An 18,133-nucleotide genomic window follows, 5' to 3' on the forward strand; every position below is an offset into this window, starting at 1 on the left:
GACGCGAAAGCACAGCTCCATGCAGATTTTCCTCCCCATCGCAGAAGTCTCCGTCAATGCCTTCGCCCTCTTGGGGCTCGGTGGCATCGTCGGTGTCCTATCCGGCATGTTCGGTGTCGGTGGCGGATTTCTGATCACGCCTCTGCTGTTCTTCATCGGCATTCCGCCCGCTGTCGCCGTCGCCACCTCCGCCAATCAGATCGTCGCCTCCTCGGTCTCCGGCGTACTTGCGCATTTCAAACGCAAGACCGTTGATCTCAAGATGGGCTTCGTCCTTCTGATCGGAGGCCTCGTCGGCTCCGCCATCGGCATCCAGATCTTCAACATGCTCAAGGCCATGGGGCAGGTCGATCTGCTCGTGACGCTCTGTTACGTCGTCTTCCTCGGCATCATCGGCTTTCTCATGCTGATCGAGTCGCTCAAAGCGATGCAACGCGCCAAAGGGCGTCCCGGCGGACGGCCAATGCGCAAGAAACACCTTTGGGTTCACACCCTGCCCTTCAAGATGAAGTTCCGCGCCTCCGGCCTCTACATCTCCGCCATTCCCCCGATCGCCGTGGGCGTTATGGTCGGGATGCTTGGCGCTGTGATGGGCGTGGGCGGCGGTTTCATCATGGTGCCCGCGATGATCTACATCCTCGGCATGCCGACCAAGGTCGTGATCGGCACGTCGCTGTTCCAGATCATCTTCACAGCAGGCTTCACTACACTTTTGCACGCCTATACGAACCACACGGTCGATATTCTCCTGGCATTCCTGCTGTTGGTGGGCGGCGTCATCGGGGCGCAAATCGGCACCCAGATCGGGCTCAAACTCAAGGCGGAGCAGCTCCGTATTGCGCTCGCCCTACTGGTTCTCGCGGTCTGCCTCAAGCTCGGGATCGATCTGCTGATCACCCCCAAAGAACTCTACTCGCTGGGGGCATGATGAACCGGATTGTCGCCCTTCTTGGCCTTTGCCTCGCCTTCCTGCCCCTAAGCTTCATCGCAAGCCCCGCGCAGGCTGAAAAGGTCGTGGCCGCACTCAGTCAGACCCGCGTGTCGGTGAACGCCAATTTCGATGGTTCTGAGATTCTGGTGTTCGGCGCTGTCAAACGTGACAAGCCCATCCCCGAGGATAGCCCTTTAGACGTGGTCATCACCGTGTCCGGGCCGGAAAAAGTCGAAACCATCCGCCGCAAGGATCGCCGGTTCGGCATCTGGATCAATGTCGAGGCACAGGTGATCGGTCATACCCCGACCTTCTACACCGTCGCCTCCACCCGTCCGCTCGCAGATATTCTACCGCCGCTGACCGACAGCCTTTGGAAAATCACCGCCGACAAACGCATCCTACCCGCCCTGCGCGGCAACCCGTCGCGTGAAGCCCTGATCCGTCTTCGGGAGAAAGACGACCTCTATCGCACCCGCGAAGGCGAGGTCATGCTCACCGCAGATACGCTCTTCGACACGTCAATCGCTCTACCCTCGAACATCGTCGAAGGCGAATACACGACGCGGATTTTCCTCGTCCGGGATGGGGAAGTGATCGACAGTTACGGCACCTCAATTGATGTCCAAAAGGTCGGGATCGAGCGCTGGCTCTACAACCTCGCCTATTCGCAGGCCCTGATCTACGGCATCATGGCCTTGGCGATTGCCGCGATCTCCGGCTGGGGCGCGTCTGAGATTTTCCGTCTGATCCGCCGCTGAAGCGGCACGTCTTTAAAGCCTTTCCCCAAAGCCCATATCCGCTTGCGGCTCAAGCTTAAGCGGCGCGGCGGTTTTGGCCGTCAAATCGGCCACAGTCAGCGGCCCCGACGGTTTCGCCAACATGGAGCGCGTCACCCAAAGCAGACGCTTTTCCGCACGGGTGATCGCCACGTAAGCCAGACGTTTCCAAAGCGGGATGCCCGCCTCCATGCGCCCTGCCCGTGCCGCAGCATAGAGATCAGGCGCAAAAACCTGGACGTTTTCCCACTGGCTGCCCTGCGCCTTGTGGATCGTCACAGCCGCCCCGTGCAAGAAGGTCGCCCCCATACGCGCGGCGTAGGGAATGAACGGCTCTTCTTCATCCGGGAATTCAATCTTCACAATGGACGCGGCAGACATGTTCGGGTCTTCGGCCCCCATCACATGCAACCGCGAAAAGCCCGGCTTGCGCCCCGGTCCGAGATAGACCACCTGCGCGCCTTTGATCAGGCCGCGCGCCTCAAGATCAAGGCGCTTTTTGCGGTGCTTCATCGGCAGTTCGATACCATCGCAAATCAACGGCTCGCCGGGCAAAAGCGCGTCTTCCGGAGCGTCGAACACTTTGCGAAACGCCTGAATAAGCCGGATGCGGGTCGCATTGCGCCAGACAAGGACCGGCGAGCGCGCCATCAGATCGCTTTCCACACGCTGCGCATAGACCACGCGATCATCGCGCTGTGCGGCCTCTTGGATCATGCGTTCAAACTGCTCGAACCCAAGCTCTGGATCGGCCAGCGCATGGGCGAGATCAAGGATCGGGTTGTCCGCCTCTTGCCGGTGAATACGGTGCAACACGTGTTGCTGGCTCTCCGGAAGGGTCTCAAACACCATTTCCCCGGACTGGTTCACCGGCGCGAGCTGGGCCGGATCGCCAAAGAGCACGAGCGTCGGAAAAATCTCCTGAAGGTCGTCGAATTGCCGCTTGTCGAGCATTGAGCTTTCATCGACGAAGCCGATGTCGAGCGGGTCTTCGCGCCGCTTCCAGCCAGTGATGAAATCCGACCCGCGCAGACCCGCCGCCGCGAGCGCACCGGGAATGGATTTGTTGTTCTGGTAGAACGCATAGGCGCGGTCCAAGGCCTCATCCGTCAGACCCTCGATATTGAGCCCTTCGATATCCGGACGATTGCCATTGCCCGCCAGCCATTCCGCAATCGCCTCATATTCCGGGTCATAGACCGGCGTATAGAGTATGCGGTGAATTGTCGTGGCAGGGACGCCCCTGTTGCGCAGAACAGAGGCCGCCTTGTTCGTCGGCGCGAGAATGGCCAGCGTACGGCGATCCTTGCGCTTTTTCCCCTCCCAGTCGCCGGAGACAATATCGACCCCGGCGGCATCAAGAGCCTTGTATAGCTCCGACAACAAAAGTGTTTTGCCGGAACCCGCTTTGCCGATCACAGCGCAGGGCGGCGGTGTCGCCGTGCCCTGCGGCAGGACCATTCCATCCTCCAGATCAACCCCAACACGCGCGAGCATCGCGGCAATGGCGTCAAAGGCTTCGGCCTGATCTGTGGAGAAGGTAAGCGTCATGAAGGGGACCATACTGGTCCCCCGCATGGGACGCCAGAGCGATCAGGCGATCGCGCGCTGTTCCTCCACATAGGTGGGGGCGAAGGCGTCATGAAACCAGCGCTTCGAGGTCTCGCGGTCAATGCCTGCTTTGTCGAGCGTCGGCGCAAACACGTCTTCATGCATTTCCCAAAGACCAACGCCCACAGCTTCGCGGCCTTCGCCCGAACGACCGAGCACTTCAGGCTTGAGCCCCATCAGGCTATAGATTCGCTCCATCCGCGGGTCGAACACACCGACGAAATGTTTGAGATGGAACTCGTCCATGATCTCGCCAGCACCAAGCGTCAGCGCAGCGGTGACCTGACGATCCGCGCCCGGCGCGAGGCAGAAACGGGTGCATTCCCAGATAAACGGGCTTTCGATCCGCACACCTTCGGTGAGGAACAGGAAGTGATCGTTGACCATGGTATCACCCGTGGTCGGCAGGAAGCGCATCGACCCGCCGTGGGTGCCATCAGCCTTCTCCCAGATGACGTAAAGCGGGTTGATATCATCATACTCATCACGCTCTTCGCCAGCGGCGTTCACATGAACATCCCAGCCCAAGCGACGTTTGAACTGGTCGGCGCGGTCACGGAACATCGTGTCGCGGAGAAGCGGGAAATGGCAGAGGTCTTGACCGTAAATATAGCGCAGCATGGGAAACTTTCTCCTGTCTTAGTCAACTGAGTTGGACGATATTATCCAAGTGTTAACCATATCCTACCAATGCGTCGCGCAGAGTCCGCGCGCGCATTCAGACAGTCTTCAAGTGCAAATTTTATGCAAAAAAGTCGTGCAACCCTACGTCAAGGTGGGTCTAAACGATGATCAACCCAAGGGAGAGCGCCCTTGCCACCGCATGAGTCGTGTTCATCGCACCAAGTTTATGGCGCGCTGATTCGATATAGACCCGAAGCGTGTGCTCCGAGATTCCCATTTCCGACGCGGCCTGTGCCCGGTTAAGGCCCTTGGCGATCAAGCGGATCGCGGTCGTTTCGCGTGGCGACAAAGCAGGACCACTCGGCACTTCATCAGGCGCATCGAAGGACAGAGCCTTCTTGTTGAACTCATGCGCCACGATCATCAGGTCACGACCATAGCGCGCAATGAACCGTTCCCATTGTTCATCCGTGGCATTGTCATTGAGGTTCAACAGGGCGAACTGACCATTGGGCCCACGCAGAGGGACAGTGTAGCCCTGATTTCCAACCCCGTGCGCGATCGCATCCATAAAAAAGGATTTGGCAGCCTTTGAAGACCAATCGAGCTGTTTCCAATCGACGGGTGTGAAGCGTTGGAAACATCCGAACAAGACGGGATCCATGCGCAGGTAATCTTTTTCAAGATAACGATCGACCCATTCGGAAGAATACGTGCCCGCACCAAAGCGCTCCCCCACACTGTTTACCCAGTGGTAAACAACATGAGTGATCTTCAGAAGATCCCGCAACTTAACGGTTGCTTCCTGGAATCCTTCATACGTCTCAACTTGCTGGATAACCTCCAGAAAGTCTTGCAACTCCGTCGCCATGCACTCCAGCCTGTTCCGACACTTTGGCCGTATTCTTCTTGGACAGCTCAGCGGCAACAACAATAGAGGCATCAGCAAGCTGCTCCGCGCTTGCTTTTAGCCCGTTCTGCTCCGCGAACGCCCGCAGATCTGTGAGTACATCAAGTATCCAATCGTTGCGCATGTAAACCCTCTTTTGACGTTCGCGTGTTTGCATTTTCGACTTTATGCAGCGCTTTTGCATTCTGACATTCGCGGTTTCGCACTCCCCAAAAATAGTGAGGGTTAGAAATGTAAACGATTGAAACAAAATATATCATTGCTTTTCATAATATTAACACCAGAGGAACGACGTCCATATTCTTCAGAAGGTTCGATTCTCGCACCGCAAACCATAACAACCTAAAGTTGTGTCGATACAACACTCTTACAAAAAAAATCCCGCCCTTGGAAACCAAGGGCGGGAAGAAATCTCGATTTTGGTCTGCTTGGGCTTATGACCCGGCTTCGAGCACGTCCTGAAGCGTGTGAAGGCCGATTTTAGGGGCCTGAACAAGCACTGCCATGTTGCCGGGCTTATGCTGATTCTTGAGCATCTTCATATGCGCGGCCGGGATCTCCTCATAGGAGAAGACCTCCGACATGCACGGATCGATCTTTTCTTCGATCACCAAACGGTTCGCTGCAGCCGCTTGTTTCAGATGCGCGAAATGCGAGCCCTGCAAACGCTTCTGGTGCATCCAGATATAGCGCACATCAAAGGTACAGTTGAACCCGGTGGTCCCCGCACAGATCACGACCATGCCGCCCTTTTTACAAACGAAGGAAGACACCGGGAACGTCGCCTCGCCGGGGTGCTCGAACACCATATCGACATTGTTGCCCTTGCCGGTGATGTCCCAGATCGCCTTGCCGAACCGGCGCGCCTCTTTGAACCACGCGGCATATTCCGGCGTGTTCACTGTCGGCAATTGCCCCCAGCAATCGAAATCCTTGCGATTGATCACGCCTTTGGCCCCGAGGCTCATGACGAAATCGCGCTTATCCTCACCGGAAATCACCCCGATCGCATGCGCCCCTGCCGCTTTCGCAAGCTGGATGGCGAACGAGCCGAGACCACCCGAGGCCCCCCAGACCAGAACCGTCTGACCGGGTTTCAGATCATGCGGCGCGTGACCGAAAAGCATCCGGTAGGCCGTCGCCAGCGTCAGCGTGTAGCAGGCGCTTTCTTCCCAGCTCAGATGCTTCGGACGCGGTAGAAGCTGCTGCGCTTGAACACGGGTGAACTGCGCGAAGGAGCCATCCGGAGTCTCATAGCCCCAGATCCGTTGAGACGTGGAGAACATCGGGTCGCCGCCGTTGCACTCCTCATCATCGCCATCGTCCTGATTACAATGGATGACAACCTCGTCGCCGACCTTCCAATTCTTCACCCGGTCCCCGACCGCCCAGACGATACCCGAAGCGTCAGATCCGGCGATATGGTACTCGGCGCCGTGGCCGTCGAAAGGCGAGATCGGCACGCCAAGCCCGGCCCAGATACCGTTGTAGTTCACGCCCGCAGCCATCACGAGAACGAGCACTTCATGGCTATCGAGTTTCGGCGTATCCACGACCTCGTTCTTGAAAGAGGTTTCCGGCTCGCCATGACGTTCACGCCGGATCGCCCAAGCGTACATCTTTTTCGGCACATAGCCCATCGGCGGGATTTCCCCGATCTCGTAGAGCTCTTTCTCTTCGGCCTCGTAGGCCGGCTGGTTGGTATCGAGCGCCATGCGACTTCCTCCAATGCTTCTCCCAAGCCTCTCGGATCACACCTTTGATGGCCCGGAGACATCCTCCCGGTGCCGCGATGCAGAATCGCGGCTCTCTGTCATGGTGATACGCGCCATTGGGTAATTATGCAATGCCAGTACAATCATTTTTGTAATTATCTAACCGAGCAAATGCAGAATAATGCGATTAATGCTTATAAATCAACGAATTTAGGCAACACATGGGGAAGAAATATCCTTACGTCACGCCTAAAAATATGTAATTTTCATGCTCTGCCGCGTCGCGGCGAATTGACATTGGCACATTATTCCACACATAAAACACTCCGAGAAATATTGTTACTCTACGCAGATGGGAGGTTTGCGATGACCGACACGGCACAAGAGGTGAAAAAAGATCGCCCGTGGCTCTTTCGCACCTACGCGGGGCATTCCACGGCGAAGGCCTCCAATGCGCTCTACCGCACCAACCTGTCCAAGGGGCAGACCGGCCTCTCCGTGGCCTTCGACCTGCCGACGCAGACGGGCTATGACAGCGATCATGAGCTCTCAAAAGGCGAGGTCGGCAAGGTCGGCGTGCCCGTCGCGCATCTGGGCGACATGCGGATGCTGTTCAATGAGATCCCGCTGGAGCAAATGAACACGTCCATGACGATCAACGCCACCGCGCCTTGGCTCTTGGCGCTTTATATCGCGGTCGCGGAAGAACAAGGCGCGGATATTTCCAAGCTTCAGGGCACGGTTCAGAACGACATCATCAAAGAATACCTGTCGCGCGGCACCTATGTCTGCCCCCCGCGCCCGTCTTTGCGGATGATCACAGATGTGGCCGCCTACACGCGCGAGCATCTGCCGAAATGGAACCCGATGAACGTCTGTTCCTACCACCTGCAAGAGGCCGGTGCGACGCCGGAACAGGAATTGGCCTTTGCGCTCGCCACTGCCATCGCCGTGCTGGACGACCTAAAAGAGAAAGTGCCCGCCGAGGCCTTCCCCAATATGGTCGGGCGCATTTCGTTTTTCGTGAACGCGGGCATCCGTTTTGTCACCGAGATGTGCAAGATGCGCGCCTTTGTCGAGCTGTGGGACGAGATCACCCGCGAGCGTTATGGCGTCGAAGACCCGAAATTCCGTCGCTTCCGCTACGGGGTGCAGGTCAACTCGCTTGGCCTGACCGAGCAGCAGCCGGAGAACAATGTCTATCGTATCCTGATCGAAATGCTGGCCGTGACCCTGTCGAAAAACGCCCGCGCCCGTGCGGTGCAGTTGCCTGCCTGGAACGAGGCGCTTGGCCTCCCGCGCCCGTTCGATCAGCAATGGTCGCTCAGGATGCAACAGATTTTCGCCTATGAGACCGACCTTCTGGAATACGAAGACCTGTTCGACAACAACCCCGCCGTGGAGCGCAAGGTTGCAGCGTTGAAAGACGGCGCACGGGCCGAGCTTGAGACGCTCGACGGCATGGGCGGCGCGATCGAGGCGATCGAATACATGAAATCGCGTCTCGTGGAGGCCAATGCCGAACGTATCGCGAAGATTGAAGCGGGCGAGACCATCGTCGTGGGCGTTAACAAATGGACCACGGGAGAGCCCTCCCCGCTGACTGCGGGCGATGGCGGCATCATGAAGGCCGACCCAGAGGCCGAGGCCGATCAGATCGCGCGCCTCACCGCCTGGCGCGAAGCCCGCGATGAGCAGGCCGTACAGTCCGCGCTCAAAGAATTGCGCGAAGCAGCGGCCAGCGGCATCAACGTCATGCCCGCCTCGATCAAGGCCGCGAAAGCGGGTGCGACGACCGGCGAATGGGGCGACGTGGTACGGGCCGCTTTCGGGCAGTACCGCGGCCCCACGGGCGTTTCTGCCAATCCTTCGAACCGGACTGAGGGGCTGGATGAAATCCGCGAAGAGGTCGCCCGCGTGTCGGCCTCCCTCGGGCGCAAGCTCAAGTTCCTTGTCGGCAAGCCCGGCCTCGACGGCCATTCCAACGGCGCCGAACAGATCGCCGCCCGCGCGCGCGACTGCGGCATGGAAATCGCCTATGAAGGCATCCGCCTGACGCCCGCCGAGATCGTTGCTGCTGCCAAAGCGGATGATGCACATGTGGTAGGTCTCTCGATCCTTTCCGGCTCGCACATTCCACTGCTCGAAGACTTAATGCGCCAAATGAAGGACGCAGGGCTCAGCCACATCCCTGTCGTCGCAGGCGGCATCATCCCGGAAGAGGATGCAGAGCACCTGCGCGCCATCGGCGTGGCCCGTGTCTACACGCCGAAGGATTTCGAGCTGAACCGCATCATGTTCGACATCGTGGCGCTGGTCGATCCGGCGTCAAAAGCTGCAGAGTAGGGTTTTATCCGCCACAATCGCGGATATAGTCGGGGCAATCCATCATACACGAGGTGCCCCGATGCCAACCCCCCATATTGCAGCAGCCAAAGGCGATATTGCCGAAACCGTCTTGATGCCGGGCGATCCCTACCGCGCCAAATGGGCTGCGGAGACCTATCTCGAAGACATCAAACTGGTCAACGAAGTGCGCGGCATGCTCGGTTTCACGGGCTTTTACAAAGGCAACCGCGTCACCATCCACGGCTCCGGCATGGGCATGCCGTCGATCTCGATCTACGCCAATGAGCTGATCACCGAATATGGGGCCAAGACCCTGATCCGCATCGGCTCCTGCGGCGCGATGCAAGAGCACATCAAGGTGCGCGATGTCATCATCGCCATGACCGCCACCACCATGGGCTCGACCCCCTCCGCAGGCTTCTTCAAAGAGATCAACTACGCGCCCTGTGCCGACTATGGCCTTCTGGAAGCCGCCGTCGCCAGCGCGCGCAAGAAGGACACAGGCGTCCATGTCGGCAATATCTATTCGTCTGACGTGTTCTACGCGGAACGCCCCGACCTTGATGAGGCGATGATCCGTCACGGCATTTTGGGCGTCGAAATGGAAGCCGCAGAGCTTTACACCGTCGCCGCCCGTCACGGCGCACGCGCGCTTGGCGTTATGACCGTCTCTGACCACCTGCTGACCCATGAGGCCCTGCCCTCCGATCAGCGCGAAAAAAGCTTTGGCGATATGGTCGAGATTGCGCTTGAGGCGGCCTTCGCCTGAGGCTGGATTTTCTGCGTTTGCGACCTATCTGCAAAGGGCCGCGAGACTGCGGCCCTTTGCATGACATCACATAAATAAGGACAGTCGCCATGAGCATGCCCAAAAGACAGCTTGGCGCCAATGGCCCGATGGTCGGAGCAATCGGCTTTGGCTGTATGAGCTTCGCCGGGTTCTTCGGCGAAACCGATGACGAAACCTCGCTCGAAACCCTCGCAGCGGTCCAAGCCGCCGGGATCGACTTCTGGGACACCGCGAACCTTTATGGCCTCGGCCGTTCCGAGCGGATCGTCGGCCAATACCTCAAGGAAAGCGGAGCGGATGTGACGCTAGCCACCAAAGCGGGCATCGTCCCCGGCCCACCGCGCAGCTTCAACAATGAAGAAGATTACATTCGTTCCGAACTTGAAAGCTCCCTCAAGAAACTGAACCGCGACAAGGTGGAGCTGTATTACATCCACCGCCGCCAGCAGGAACTGCCTGTCGAGACGCTCGCCGAAACCATGGGCAAGCTCATCGAAGAGGGGCTGATCGACGCCTGGGGCCTGTCCGAAGTCGCCCCCTCGACGATCCGCCGCGCGCATAAGGTCGTCCCTGTGGGCGCGGTGCAGAACGAATATTCGCTCTGGACCCGGCAGCCGGAACTGGGCGTAATCCAGACCTGCGAAGAGTTGGGGATCGCCTTTATTCCCTTCTCTCCCGTTGCGCGTGGCGCTCTGGGTGTCTCCGATCTTGACCCGAGCCGTTTCGATGATGCGGATTTCCGCAAATCCAACCCGCGCTTCATGGGGCAGAACTGGCTTGAAAATATGGAGTACATCCGCGCCTTCCGTGCCTTTGCCGAGAAGAAGGGCGTTTCCACCCCGGCGCTCGCGCTCGCATGGGTTCTGCATCAGGGCGATCACCTGATCCCGATCCCCGGCACGCGCACCAAGGAACACCTGTCCGACTGGGCCGATGCGGGCGAGATCGGATTGTCCGAAGATGATCTCTGGGAAATCGAGCAAATCCTGCCCGCAGGTTGGGCGGCGGGCGATCGCTATTCCGACGTGCAGATGGTCGGTGTTGAACGCTACTGCTGAAAAAAACAAAAGCCCCGCGTCTTGCGGGGCTTTTCCTTTACGACATTGCGCTAAGGCTCATTCGTAATAGGCGTACATCTGGTCGAGAACGTCGAGTTTGCGCGGAGCAACCTGTTCGCCGGTGTTCACAGCCGGGGTGGACGGGGCGTAATATTCCAGCCATTCGGAGACTTTCATCGTGGTCTCTTTCGCAGCGGCGTTTTGCAGTTTCGCGTCATGCAGGGTCATGCGTATATCTCCATAAGGGGCACCGGACCCTTGGCGGGCCCTTTCTTGCCCCCTAACTAAGCTGCGCTCTGCCGTCTGAGACCCCCCAAATGTCTCATAGTTGTCATGCGCATGCTGCAATGCAGCACAAAACACATAACTTTCGCGACCTTAGCCCTCTCTTTTTGCGCCGCAATACCGTGGCTCGCCTGCATCTGTTTGCGTTTCAGCCCCACAAACGGGGCATTTCCACGCCACAGCCTGCTCCGTCCGCCCCACCTGACGCCACCGGCACGCGCCCGTTTTATCGCTCCGCATGAGATACATGCCGAGGTAAAGCGCGGCGATAATCAGAGGGATGAGGAAGAGCATATCACGTTCACAGTTTCAGGCTTTGCATAAGAAAAATGCCGCGCGTGCCCTCTATAATGTTAAGAGTGTCGCGCCGTGGCTTCGGCATTGTGCACGCCAAAATTCTCCATTGGCAGGGTGTAATCCTTCTGCATAAAAGCGACAAGCTTCTCGGGCTTATCCTCGGAAATGTGATATTCGCAAAACTTCGCCTCGGGGCGAGCTGCGAAGAAAGCACGCATCCGTTCCTCGAACTTCGGCTTATAGTCTTCCCAGTGACGCTCCAGAACGGCTTGCTCCTGCCCCATCGCGCGCAGCGCCCGGTCAATGAACGGCCCAAAGACATTCGATTGATGCCGCACGCGGGATTTGATCCAGCTTTCGGTCGATCGTGTATTCAAGATGAAATACGCATCGGGGTAAGCCTCATAAAGCTTATCGAAAAAGTAATTCGCCTCGAAAAAGTAGTCATCCCGCACATTCGAAAATTCGGAATAACAATCGAAATCCTCAAGCGTTTCCAATGGAGGGCGTCCACAGGTGACATTCGAGATCACCACATTGGCGAGATACCGTCCCGGAACTTTTTCCTTGGCAATGACACCCCAGTGAAAGGACCGATAGCCCGACAGCTTGAACCACTGATGCAGAGCTGTTGTGGCGGTTTTGTTGAAACCGAGGATAAAGACTTTGGGGCGGCGGGACGTTCGGGCCATGAGCGTTCGGAGAGTTCCTTAGTGAGAAAGCGACTGACAGGCGCGCCGCTGTTGCGCGCACTGGCCTGTACTTAATCGAGCGCTCCGCGGAGTACCAGTGCGCGCGAGCGGTCGCTCCCCCCCTTTCACAAAGTCCCAGCCTTAAACAGAACCCCCATGGCTGCCATCGTAGCCATTTTGCGAGGGGGACACCCAACCGCCGAGCGCACCCGGTTTCGGAGCAAAAATTTCGACCAGAAGCGGGTAGCATTTCGCCTCATCCGAAGAATGCACTGTCGAACAATCCCCTCCGGGACAGGCGGACAAAGCCCCTAGAAGGTCGATCTCAGCGAAGAATTCGAGATAGTCGCCGGGGCGAACGGGGCTTGCTTTCATGAAATACTGACCCGTGTCCCACGTGAACCCGGTGCACATGAACACGTTCAGCACATCATGGACATGAGGCTCGGCCTCAGCCGGGGACACGCCAAGCTCAGCAGCCAAAGCGCGTGTCAGATTCGAATGACAGCAGTGGTGATATTGCCCGCCGGATAGAAGCTGATGCGTGTAGGGATCGCAGCGCGTGCCGATCACATCATGCACCGAGCCGCCGAATTCGTCCTTCCCGTACCACGCAAGCGTATCATGGATGATGGTCGCCATTGGGCGCAGATGCGGGAAACTGCTCCACATCCGCATGCCGGAACTCAGATGCGTGCCATGAAGTGCGCGTGTCTTTCCGGAATAAAACCGCTCCGACAAATCCGCAGCGTTCCAAAGATTGAAATCCCCGACCTGCGGGCCCTCAATGCTTTTGATCCGGAAGAACTGCCCGGCCTCGACCCGAAACGTCGCGGCCTCGCGCGGCTCGACGATCACTGCGCCAATCTTCTCCGCGCCTTCCCGTGCTCGTTGATACAGTCCCAAATCGGGCTGCGGCAATGTCTCGACGGGGTAGCAAATGACGGGCTCAACGGCACGACGCGCCTGAGCATCCTCAGGCGCGTCGCAAAACTCTTGTCCAGACACTGTCGTGACGTCGCTACACATCAGTGCGCGCGTTCGAGCATCATTTTCTTGATATGCGCGATGGCGGCCGCCGGGTTCAGACCTTTCGGGCAGGTTTTCGCACAGTTCATGATGGTGTGGCAGCGGTAGAGCTTGAAGCTGTCTTCAAGGTAATCGAGACGCTCGCCCGTGGCTTCATCGCGCGAGTCGATGATCCAGCGGTAGGCGTGCAGCAGGGCTGCCGGTCCAAGATACTCATCGCCGTTCCACCAGTAGCTCGGGCAGGAGGTCGAGCAGCTGGCGCACATCACGCATTCATAGAGACCATCGAGTTTCTTCCGGTCTTCAATGGACTGACGCCATTCTTTTTCCGGACGGTTGGTCTTGGTCTCAAGCCACGGCATGATCGAGGCGTGCTGCGCATAGAAGTGGGTCAGATCGGGGATAAGATCCTTCACCACCGGCATGTGCGGCAGCGGGAAGATGCGCACATCGCCTTTGATCTCGTCGAGACCGTAGATACAGGCCAGCGTGTTGATCCCGTCGATGTTCATCGCACAAGAGCCACAGATGCCCTCACGGCAGGAACGGCGGAAGGTCAGCGTCGGATCGATCTCGTTCTTGATCTTGATCAGCGCGTCGAGAACCATCGGACCGCATTTGTCCATGTCGAGGAAATAGGTATCCACCGACGGGTTCTTCTCGTCATCGGGGCTCCAGCGATAAATCTGGAACTTGCGGACATTGGTCGCGCCCTCAGGCTTCGGCCAGGTCTTGCCCGTCACGATCTTGGAATTCTTGGGAAGGTTAAATTGAACCATCGTTTTTTCTCCTAACCGAGCAGGCCACTCAGACCGTTCTGAGCAATGCATTTGAGAGTTTCAGGCTCGCTGGCGATTTCCGTCACCGTGGCCACTGTGCTGGAATCGACCCCGACGACAGCCGCCTTGGCGAGGCTCACCAGCTGCGACGTGTCGGCATTGTCCATCACGCAATCCACGTAGAGATCGGCATCAACCCCAGGATATTTGGAGTTGATGACCGTTTTTACGACACCCTTTGCAGCCACGCGGGTCGTATCCTCCACCAAAGGAGAATTCTCCACGCAGCCGCTCAGGATCAAAGCGGCAAGGGTTGCAAAAGCGACCCCTCGCATCAGTACACCCGTTTCTTCGGCGCGATTTTCTTGAGCGGGATACCGCCCTCGGCTTCCGGCGTCAGAGGATCGATGTGAACCGGACGGAAGGTCAGGTCTACATTGTTCTCTTCAACGTGCATGATCGAGTGCTTGCGCCATTCCTTGTCGTCACGCTCCGGGTAATCCTCGTGAGCATGCGCACCGCGGCTTTCCTTACGTGCTTCTGCGCCGACGATGGTCGCCAGAGCATTCGGCATAAGGTTGGTCAGTTCCAGCGTCTCCATGAGATCGGAGTTCCAGACCAGCGAGCGGTCGGTCACGGCCACATCGCCCATTTTGCCAGCGATGGCTTTGACCTTCTCGACACCTTCGGCCAGCGTCTTGTCGGTGCGGAACACAGCGGCATCGGCCTGCATGGTTTTCTGCAGTTCGAGGCGCAGTTCCGCCGTGGCAACGCCGCCTTTGGCGTAACGCAGCTTGTCGAAACGATCGAACGCCTTGTCGATGGACGCTTGGTTGAGCACCGGGTTCGGCGCATCTGCATCCACAACCTGACCGGCACGAATGGCGGCCGCACGACCAAAGACCACAAGGTCGATGAGCGAGTTGGAACCGAGACGGTTTGCACCGTGCACGGAGGCGGAGCCAGCTTCACCAACAGCCATCAGGCCCGGCACGATTGCATCCGGGTTGTCGGCGGTCGGGTTGATGACCTCACCGTGGTAGTTGGTCGGAATACCGCCCATGTTGTAGTGCACCGTCGGCAGAACCGGAATCGGCTCTTTCGTGACGTCCACACCCGCGAAGATTTTCGCGGATTCGGAAATGCCCGGCAGACGCTCGGCCAGAGCTTCCGGCGGAAGGTGGCTGAGGTTGAGGTGGATGTGGTCACCCTCGGCGCCCACACCGCGACCTTCGCGGATTTCCATCGTCATGCAGCGCGAGACCACGTCACGGGACGCAAGGTCTTTATAGGTCGGCGCATAGCGTTCCATGAAGCGCTCGCCTTCGGAGTTGGTCAGATAACCACCCTCGCCGCGCGCCCCCTCGGTGATCAGACAGCCGGAGCCGTAGATACCGGTCGGGTGGAACTGAACGAATTCCATATCCTGAAGCGCCAGACCCGCACGGGCCACCATACCGCCACCATCACCGGTGCAGGTGTGAGCAGACGTCGCGGAGAAATAAGCGCGGCCATAACCGCCGGTCGCCAGAACAACCATCTTCGCGTTGAAGACATGCATGGTGCCGTCGTCGAGTTTCCAGCACACCACACCTTGGCACTGCCCGTCTTCGGACATGATCAGGTCGATCGCGAAATACTCGATGTAGAACTCGGCTTTCTCTTTCACGGACTGGCCGTAAAGCGTGTGCAGGATCGCGTGACCGGTCCGGTCAGCGGCGGCACAGGTCCGCTGCACGGGCGGGCCTTCACCGAATTCGGTGGTGTGGCCGCCGAACGGACGCTGGTAGATTTTACCTTCTTCGGTCCGGGAGAACGGCACACCGTAGTGTTCCAGTTCGTACACCGCCTTGGGCGCTTCGCGGGCGAGATATTCCATCGCGTCCGAATCGCCGAGCCAGTCGGAACCCTTCACGGTGTCGTACATGTGCCACTGCCAGTTGTCCGGGCCCATGTTGGAGAGCGAAGCCGCGATACCGCCTTGCGCAGCCACGGTGTGCGAACGGGTCGGGAAGACCTTGGTCACACAGGCCGTGCGCAGACCTTGCTCGGCCATGCCCAGCGTCGCGCGCAGACCAGAACCACCGGCGCCAACGACGACAACGTCGTATTCGTGGGTTTCATATTCATATGCTGCTGTCATTGTCTTTATTCCTTGCCGCACATCACTGAATGGCGAGTTTCAAAAGGGCGAAGAGGCCGGCGGCCATCAGCGCGTAGCAAAAGCCCGCCACGGCGATCAGCGTCAGCTTGCGCTTGATGCCCCCGATGTAATCCTCGACGGCCTCGTCAACCTCGGTTTTCAAGTGGATGATGCCACCCACGAGGCACAGCGCCGTGATGATCGCGATGCAGGGGCTGCTGTAGAAGTCCAGCACCTCTTCGAAAGAATGCCCCACGGCGTAGCCAAAGGTGAAGATGAACAGCGGCACGAGGATGACCAGAGAGATCGAGGTCGCAATGGTCAGCCAGTGATGCTCAGCGCCGGTCCCGCCGGAACCAAGCCCAGTTGCGCGTTTGCGGTCAGTCAGAAAATTCATGGCCTGCCCCTCAGAAAATCAGAAATACAAGAGCGGTCAGCACGGTCAGAGCGGTTGCACCGATGAACATGCCCCACCCCATTTTCTCGGACGTCGGCACGTCAAGGCAGTAACCGAAGTCCCAGATCACGTGACGAACACGGCCCAGCATGTGGTACCAGATCGCCCATGCTGCGGCGAGCATGACGATGTTACCAACCCAGCTGCCGTAGAGACCGTTGAAAAAGTTGAAGGCCGTCTCGGAGCTGGCAGCTGCGAGGAACCAGCAAATCACCAGGAAAACGGAGCCGAGAGATGCAATGCCAGTAATACGGACCATGATCGAGGAGATCGACGTCATCTGCGGTCGATAATACGGTCCGATCATGAAGGGAGAGAGCGGCCGATTGCCGCGGTTCACATCAGCCATGGTGGCGTCCTTTCACGAATGATGCTGTAAGCTGGCCCCGTAATACTCCTTTCTCGCCCTGAGTCACCACCCAGCCGCAAATTGATAGCGCTAACAAAAGCTCTTTTCGGTTAATATTTACACACAAATTAGATTTGTGATCACGTATTTCGTCGCGTGATCACAAATTTAGCGCTATCACTTTTTCTGAGGGTTTTCATAGGTTTTATGCAAAAAAATGACCGCTGATTGCAACAAAAAGGGCGCGCAAATACGGCACGCCCCAAATATGCGATCACAAATGCACAGGCTTGATCTCGATTACTGAGGAACCAGCGCCCAGTAATCGAGATCAAGCAAGACATCCGGGTGATACTTGCCTTCTTCTGTCTTATACGCGAACTCCGGCGCACCATGTTTATAGGCGACCAGCCGCAGCCGGAGCGCCCCGACGCCGGGCGCATCGGTCTCGGCCTTGTCCAGCACTTCGCTATAGGCTCGGACCGTATCCCCGGAGAAACACGGGTTCGCATGCGCGCCACCATTCAGCCCGACGATCATCTGCGCATTCGCCAAGCCATTGAAAGACAAAGCCCGCGCCAACGAAATCACATGGCCGCCGTAAATGAGCCGTTTGCCGTCCGGGCGATTGGTGGCATCGAAATGCACTTTGGCCGTGTTCTGCCAAAGCCGCGTCGCCATCATGTGCTCGGCTTCCTCAATGGTCACCCCATCAACATGGTCGATCTTCTCGCCGATCTCGTAATCGCCAAACCGATGCGGCTCCCCGGCCAGCGTGTCATTATACTGAAGGAAATCCAGCCCCTCAGGGACCACCAGATCCGCAGGCGCCACGACCTTTGCCAGATCCGGTATCACCGTCTCCGGCGCGGGCGCATCCAGATCGCCTTTGCGCACCATCACCCAACGCACATATTCCAACACCGGCTCATCCCATTGGTTGAGCCCCCGCGTGCGCACCCAGACAACGCCGGATTTGCCATTGGAGTTCTGCTTGAGCCCGATCACCTCGGAAACCGAGCGCAAGGTGTCGCCCGGATAGACCGGTTTGAGCCAGCGCCCCTCGGCATAGCCAAGGTTCGCGACCGCGTTGAGGGAAATATCCGGAACGGTTTTGCCAAAGACCATATGGAACGCGATCAAATCGTCGATCGGGCTTTTCTCAAGCCCGCAGCTTTCAGCAAACTCATCCGAGGAATAAAGCGCATGACGCGCCGGATAGAGCGCATGATACAGCGCCCGCTCGCCTCCCGACACGGTGCGCGGCACGGCGTGCTCAATCACTTGCCCGACTTTATAATCCTCGAAGAAACGTCCCCGATTGGTTTTCACCCT

General features: G+C 58.1%; 19 protein-coding genes. 5 read left to right on the top strand and 14 right to left on the bottom strand.

Going from position 1 to position 18,133, the window contains the following annotated elements; all coding sequences use genetic code 11:
- Positions 1 to 19: 19 nt before the first annotated feature.
- Both ACYBHZ_RS01980 and ACYBHZ_RS01985 read left to right on the top strand, forming a co-directional pair.
- Positions 20 to 928: a sulfite exporter TauE/SafE family protein gene (locus ACYBHZ_RS01980; protein WP_460272502.1), complete on the top strand. Its 909-nt coding sequence runs from the start codon at positions 20 to 22 to the stop codon at positions 926 to 928.
- Positions 925 to 1,692, top strand: coding sequence for a TIGR02186 family protein (locus ACYBHZ_RS01985; RefSeq protein WP_460272503.1), 768 nt, complete (start codon positions 925 to 927; stop codon positions 1,690 to 1,692). The genes ACYBHZ_RS01980 and ACYBHZ_RS01985 overlap by 4 nt, the downstream gene beginning before the upstream one ends.
- Positions 1,693 to 1,704: 12 nt before the next feature.
- Here the strand turns inward: ACYBHZ_RS01985 and ACYBHZ_RS01990 are convergent, their stop codons facing one another.
- The 5 genes from ACYBHZ_RS01990 to ccrA form a co-directional block, all read right to left on the bottom strand.
- Complete coding sequence (locus ACYBHZ_RS01990; protein WP_460272504.1) at positions 1,705 to 3,261, bottom strand: ATP-dependent DNA helicase; 1,557 nt, start codon at positions 3,259 to 3,261, stop codon at positions 1,705 to 1,707.
- A 42-nt stretch (positions 3,262 to 3,303) separates the two neighbouring features.
- On the bottom strand, positions 3,304 to 3,942 hold the full coding sequence (locus tag ACYBHZ_RS01995; RefSeq protein ID WP_460272505.1) for an acyl-homoserine-lactone synthase: 639 nt from the start codon (positions 3,940 to 3,942) through the stop codon (positions 3,304 to 3,306).
- A 160-nt stretch (positions 3,943 to 4,102) separates the two neighbouring features.
- Positions 4,103 to 4,816, bottom strand: a complete 714-nt coding sequence (locus tag ACYBHZ_RS02000; RefSeq protein WP_460272506.1) for a helix-turn-helix transcriptional regulator — start codon at positions 4,814 to 4,816, stop codon at positions 4,103 to 4,105.
- Positions 4,770 to 4,979 (bottom strand): hypothetical protein, encoded by a 210-nt coding sequence (locus tag ACYBHZ_RS02005; protein ID WP_460272507.1) that lies wholly within the window; start codon positions 4,977 to 4,979, stop codon positions 4,770 to 4,772. The genes ACYBHZ_RS02000 and ACYBHZ_RS02005 overlap by 47 nt, the downstream gene beginning before the upstream one ends.
- A 310-nt stretch (positions 4,980 to 5,289) precedes the next feature.
- The gene (gene ccrA, locus ACYBHZ_RS02010) at positions 5,290 to 6,570 is read right to left on the bottom strand and encodes a crotonyl-CoA carboxylase/reductase (protein ID WP_460272508.1); all 1,281 of its coding nucleotides are present in this window, start codon (positions 6,568 to 6,570) and stop codon (positions 5,290 to 5,292) included.
- Between the two features lie 366 nt (positions 6,571 to 6,936).
- Between ccrA and ACYBHZ_RS02015 the strand changes: the two genes are divergently transcribed.
- The 3 genes from ACYBHZ_RS02015 (at position 6,937) to ACYBHZ_RS02025 (ending at position 10,767) form a co-directional block, all read left to right on the top strand.
- The gene (locus ACYBHZ_RS02015; RefSeq protein WP_460272509.1) at positions 6,937 to 8,916 is read left to right on the top strand and encodes a methylmalonyl-CoA mutase family protein; all 1,980 of its coding nucleotides are present in this window, start codon (positions 6,937 to 6,939) and stop codon (positions 8,914 to 8,916) included.
- Between the two features lie 61 nt (positions 8,917 to 8,977).
- Positions 8,978 to 9,688: a purine-nucleoside phosphorylase gene (deoD, locus tag ACYBHZ_RS02020; RefSeq protein ID WP_460272510.1), complete on the top strand. Its 711-nt coding sequence runs from the start codon at positions 8,978 to 8,980 to the stop codon at positions 9,686 to 9,688.
- Positions 9,689 to 9,777: 89 nt separating this feature from the next.
- Positions 9,778 to 10,767, top strand: coding sequence for an aldo/keto reductase (locus tag ACYBHZ_RS02025; protein ID WP_460272511.1), 990 nt, complete (start codon positions 9,778 to 9,780; stop codon positions 10,765 to 10,767).
- A gap of 57 nt (positions 10,768 to 10,824) precedes the next feature.
- On the opposite strand, the gene ACYBHZ_RS02030 is transcribed toward ACYBHZ_RS02025, so the two are convergent.
- The 9 genes from ACYBHZ_RS02030 to ACYBHZ_RS02070 all read right to left on the bottom strand — a co-directional run bounded on the left by ACYBHZ_RS02030 (position 10,825) and on the right by ACYBHZ_RS02070 (position 18,130).
- Positions 10,825 to 10,995, bottom strand: a complete 171-nt coding sequence (locus ACYBHZ_RS02030; protein ID WP_460272512.1) for a hypothetical protein — start codon at positions 10,993 to 10,995, stop codon at positions 10,825 to 10,827.
- 410 nt (positions 10,996 to 11,405) lie between these two features.
- Positions 11,406 to 12,041, bottom strand: a complete 636-nt coding sequence (locus ACYBHZ_RS02035) for a sulfotransferase (RefSeq protein WP_460272513.1) — start codon at positions 12,039 to 12,041, stop codon at positions 11,406 to 11,408.
- A 141-nt stretch (positions 12,042 to 12,182) separates the two neighbouring features.
- Entirely contained in the window at positions 12,183 to 13,070 is an 888-nt protein-coding gene (locus ACYBHZ_RS02040) for an urea carboxylase-associated family protein (RefSeq protein ID WP_460272514.1), read from the bottom strand.
- Positions 13,070 to 13,849, bottom strand: coding sequence for a succinate dehydrogenase iron-sulfur subunit (locus ACYBHZ_RS02045; RefSeq protein WP_460272515.1), 780 nt, complete (start codon positions 13,847 to 13,849; stop codon positions 13,070 to 13,072). Before ACYBHZ_RS02045 ends, ACYBHZ_RS02040 begins: the two co-directional genes overlap by 1 nt.
- Positions 13,850 to 13,860: 11 nt before the next feature.
- Complete coding sequence (locus ACYBHZ_RS02050; protein ID WP_460272516.1) at positions 13,861 to 14,184, bottom strand: succinate dehydrogenase; 324 nt, start codon at positions 14,182 to 14,184, stop codon at positions 13,861 to 13,863.
- Positions 14,184 to 15,992: a succinate dehydrogenase flavoprotein subunit gene (gene sdhA, locus ACYBHZ_RS02055; protein WP_460272517.1), complete on the bottom strand. Its 1,809-nt coding sequence runs from the start codon at positions 15,990 to 15,992 to the stop codon at positions 14,184 to 14,186. Before sdhA ends, ACYBHZ_RS02050 begins: the two co-directional genes overlap by 1 nt.
- Before the next feature lie 22 nt (positions 15,993 to 16,014).
- On the bottom strand, positions 16,015 to 16,389 hold the full coding sequence (sdhD, locus tag ACYBHZ_RS02060; RefSeq protein ID WP_460272518.1) for a succinate dehydrogenase, hydrophobic membrane anchor protein: 375 nt from the start codon (positions 16,387 to 16,389) through the stop codon (positions 16,015 to 16,017).
- Positions 16,390 to 16,399: 10 nt separating this feature from the next.
- Positions 16,400 to 16,798, bottom strand: a complete 399-nt coding sequence (gene sdhC, locus ACYBHZ_RS02065) for a succinate dehydrogenase, cytochrome b556 subunit (RefSeq protein WP_460272519.1) — start codon at positions 16,796 to 16,798, stop codon at positions 16,400 to 16,402.
- Positions 16,799 to 17,098: 300 nt separating this feature from the next.
- The gene (locus ACYBHZ_RS02070) at positions 17,099 to 18,130 is read right to left on the bottom strand and encodes a MaoC family dehydratase (protein WP_460272520.1); all 1,032 of its coding nucleotides are present in this window, start codon (positions 18,128 to 18,130) and stop codon (positions 17,099 to 17,101) included.
- Between the last annotated feature and the right edge of the window lie 3 nt (positions 18,131 to 18,133).

This window comes from Celeribacter sp. ULVN23_4 (genome assembly GCF_054788345.1).

Coding starts and splice junctions, on each gene's coding strand:
- ACYBHZ_RS01980 (WP_460272502.1), top strand. CDS start 20: ATGCAGATTTTCCTCCCCATCGCAGAAGTCTCCGTCAATGCCTTCGCC.
- ACYBHZ_RS01985 (WP_460272503.1), top strand. CDS start 925: ATGATGAACCGGATTGTCGCCCTTCTTGGCCTTTGCCTCGCCTTCCTG.
- ACYBHZ_RS01990 (WP_460272504.1), bottom strand. CDS start 3,261: ATGACGCTTACCTTCTCCACAGATCAGGCCGAAGCCTTTGACGCCATT.
- ACYBHZ_RS01995 (WP_460272505.1), bottom strand. CDS start 3,942: ATGCTGCGCTATATTTACGGTCAAGACCTCTGCCATTTCCCGCTTCTC.
- ACYBHZ_RS02000 (WP_460272506.1), bottom strand. CDS start 4,816: ATGGCGACGGAGTTGCAAGACTTTCTGGAGGTTATCCAGCAAGTTGAG.
- ACYBHZ_RS02005 (WP_460272507.1), bottom strand. CDS start 4,979: ATGCGCAACGATTGGATACTTGATGTACTCACAGATCTGCGGGCGTTC.
- ccrA (WP_460272508.1), bottom strand. CDS start 6,570: ATGGCGCTCGATACCAACCAGCCGGCCTACGAGGCCGAAGAGAAAGAG.
- ACYBHZ_RS02015 (WP_460272509.1), top strand. CDS start 6,937: ATGACCGACACGGCACAAGAGGTGAAAAAAGATCGCCCGTGGCTCTTT.
- deoD (WP_460272510.1), top strand. CDS start 8,978: ATGCCAACCCCCCATATTGCAGCAGCCAAAGGCGATATTGCCGAAACC.
- ACYBHZ_RS02025 (WP_460272511.1), top strand. CDS start 9,778: ATGAGCATGCCCAAAAGACAGCTTGGCGCCAATGGCCCGATGGTCGGA.
- ACYBHZ_RS02030 (WP_460272512.1), bottom strand. CDS start 10,995: ATGACCCTGCATGACGCGAAACTGCAAAACGCCGCTGCGAAAGAGACC.
- ACYBHZ_RS02035 (WP_460272513.1), bottom strand. CDS start 12,041: ATGGCCCGAACGTCCCGCCGCCCCAAAGTCTTTATCCTCGGTTTCAAC.
- ACYBHZ_RS02040 (WP_460272514.1), bottom strand. CDS start 13,070: ATGTGTAGCGACGTCACGACAGTGTCTGGACAAGAGTTTTGCGACGCG.
- ACYBHZ_RS02045 (WP_460272515.1), bottom strand. CDS start 13,849: ATGGTTCAATTTAACCTTCCCAAGAATTCCAAGATCGTGACGGGCAAG.
- ACYBHZ_RS02050 (WP_460272516.1), bottom strand. CDS start 14,184: ATGCGAGGGGTCGCTTTTGCAACCCTTGCCGCTTTGATCCTGAGCGGC.
- sdhA (WP_460272517.1), bottom strand. CDS start 15,992: ATGACAGCAGCATATGAATATGAAACCCACGAATACGACGTTGTCGTC.
- sdhD (WP_460272518.1), bottom strand. CDS start 16,389: ATGAATTTTCTGACTGACCGCAAACGCGCAACTGGGCTTGGTTCCGGC.
- sdhC (WP_460272519.1), bottom strand. CDS start 16,798: ATGGCTGATGTGAACCGCGGCAATCGGCCGCTCTCTCCCTTCATGATC.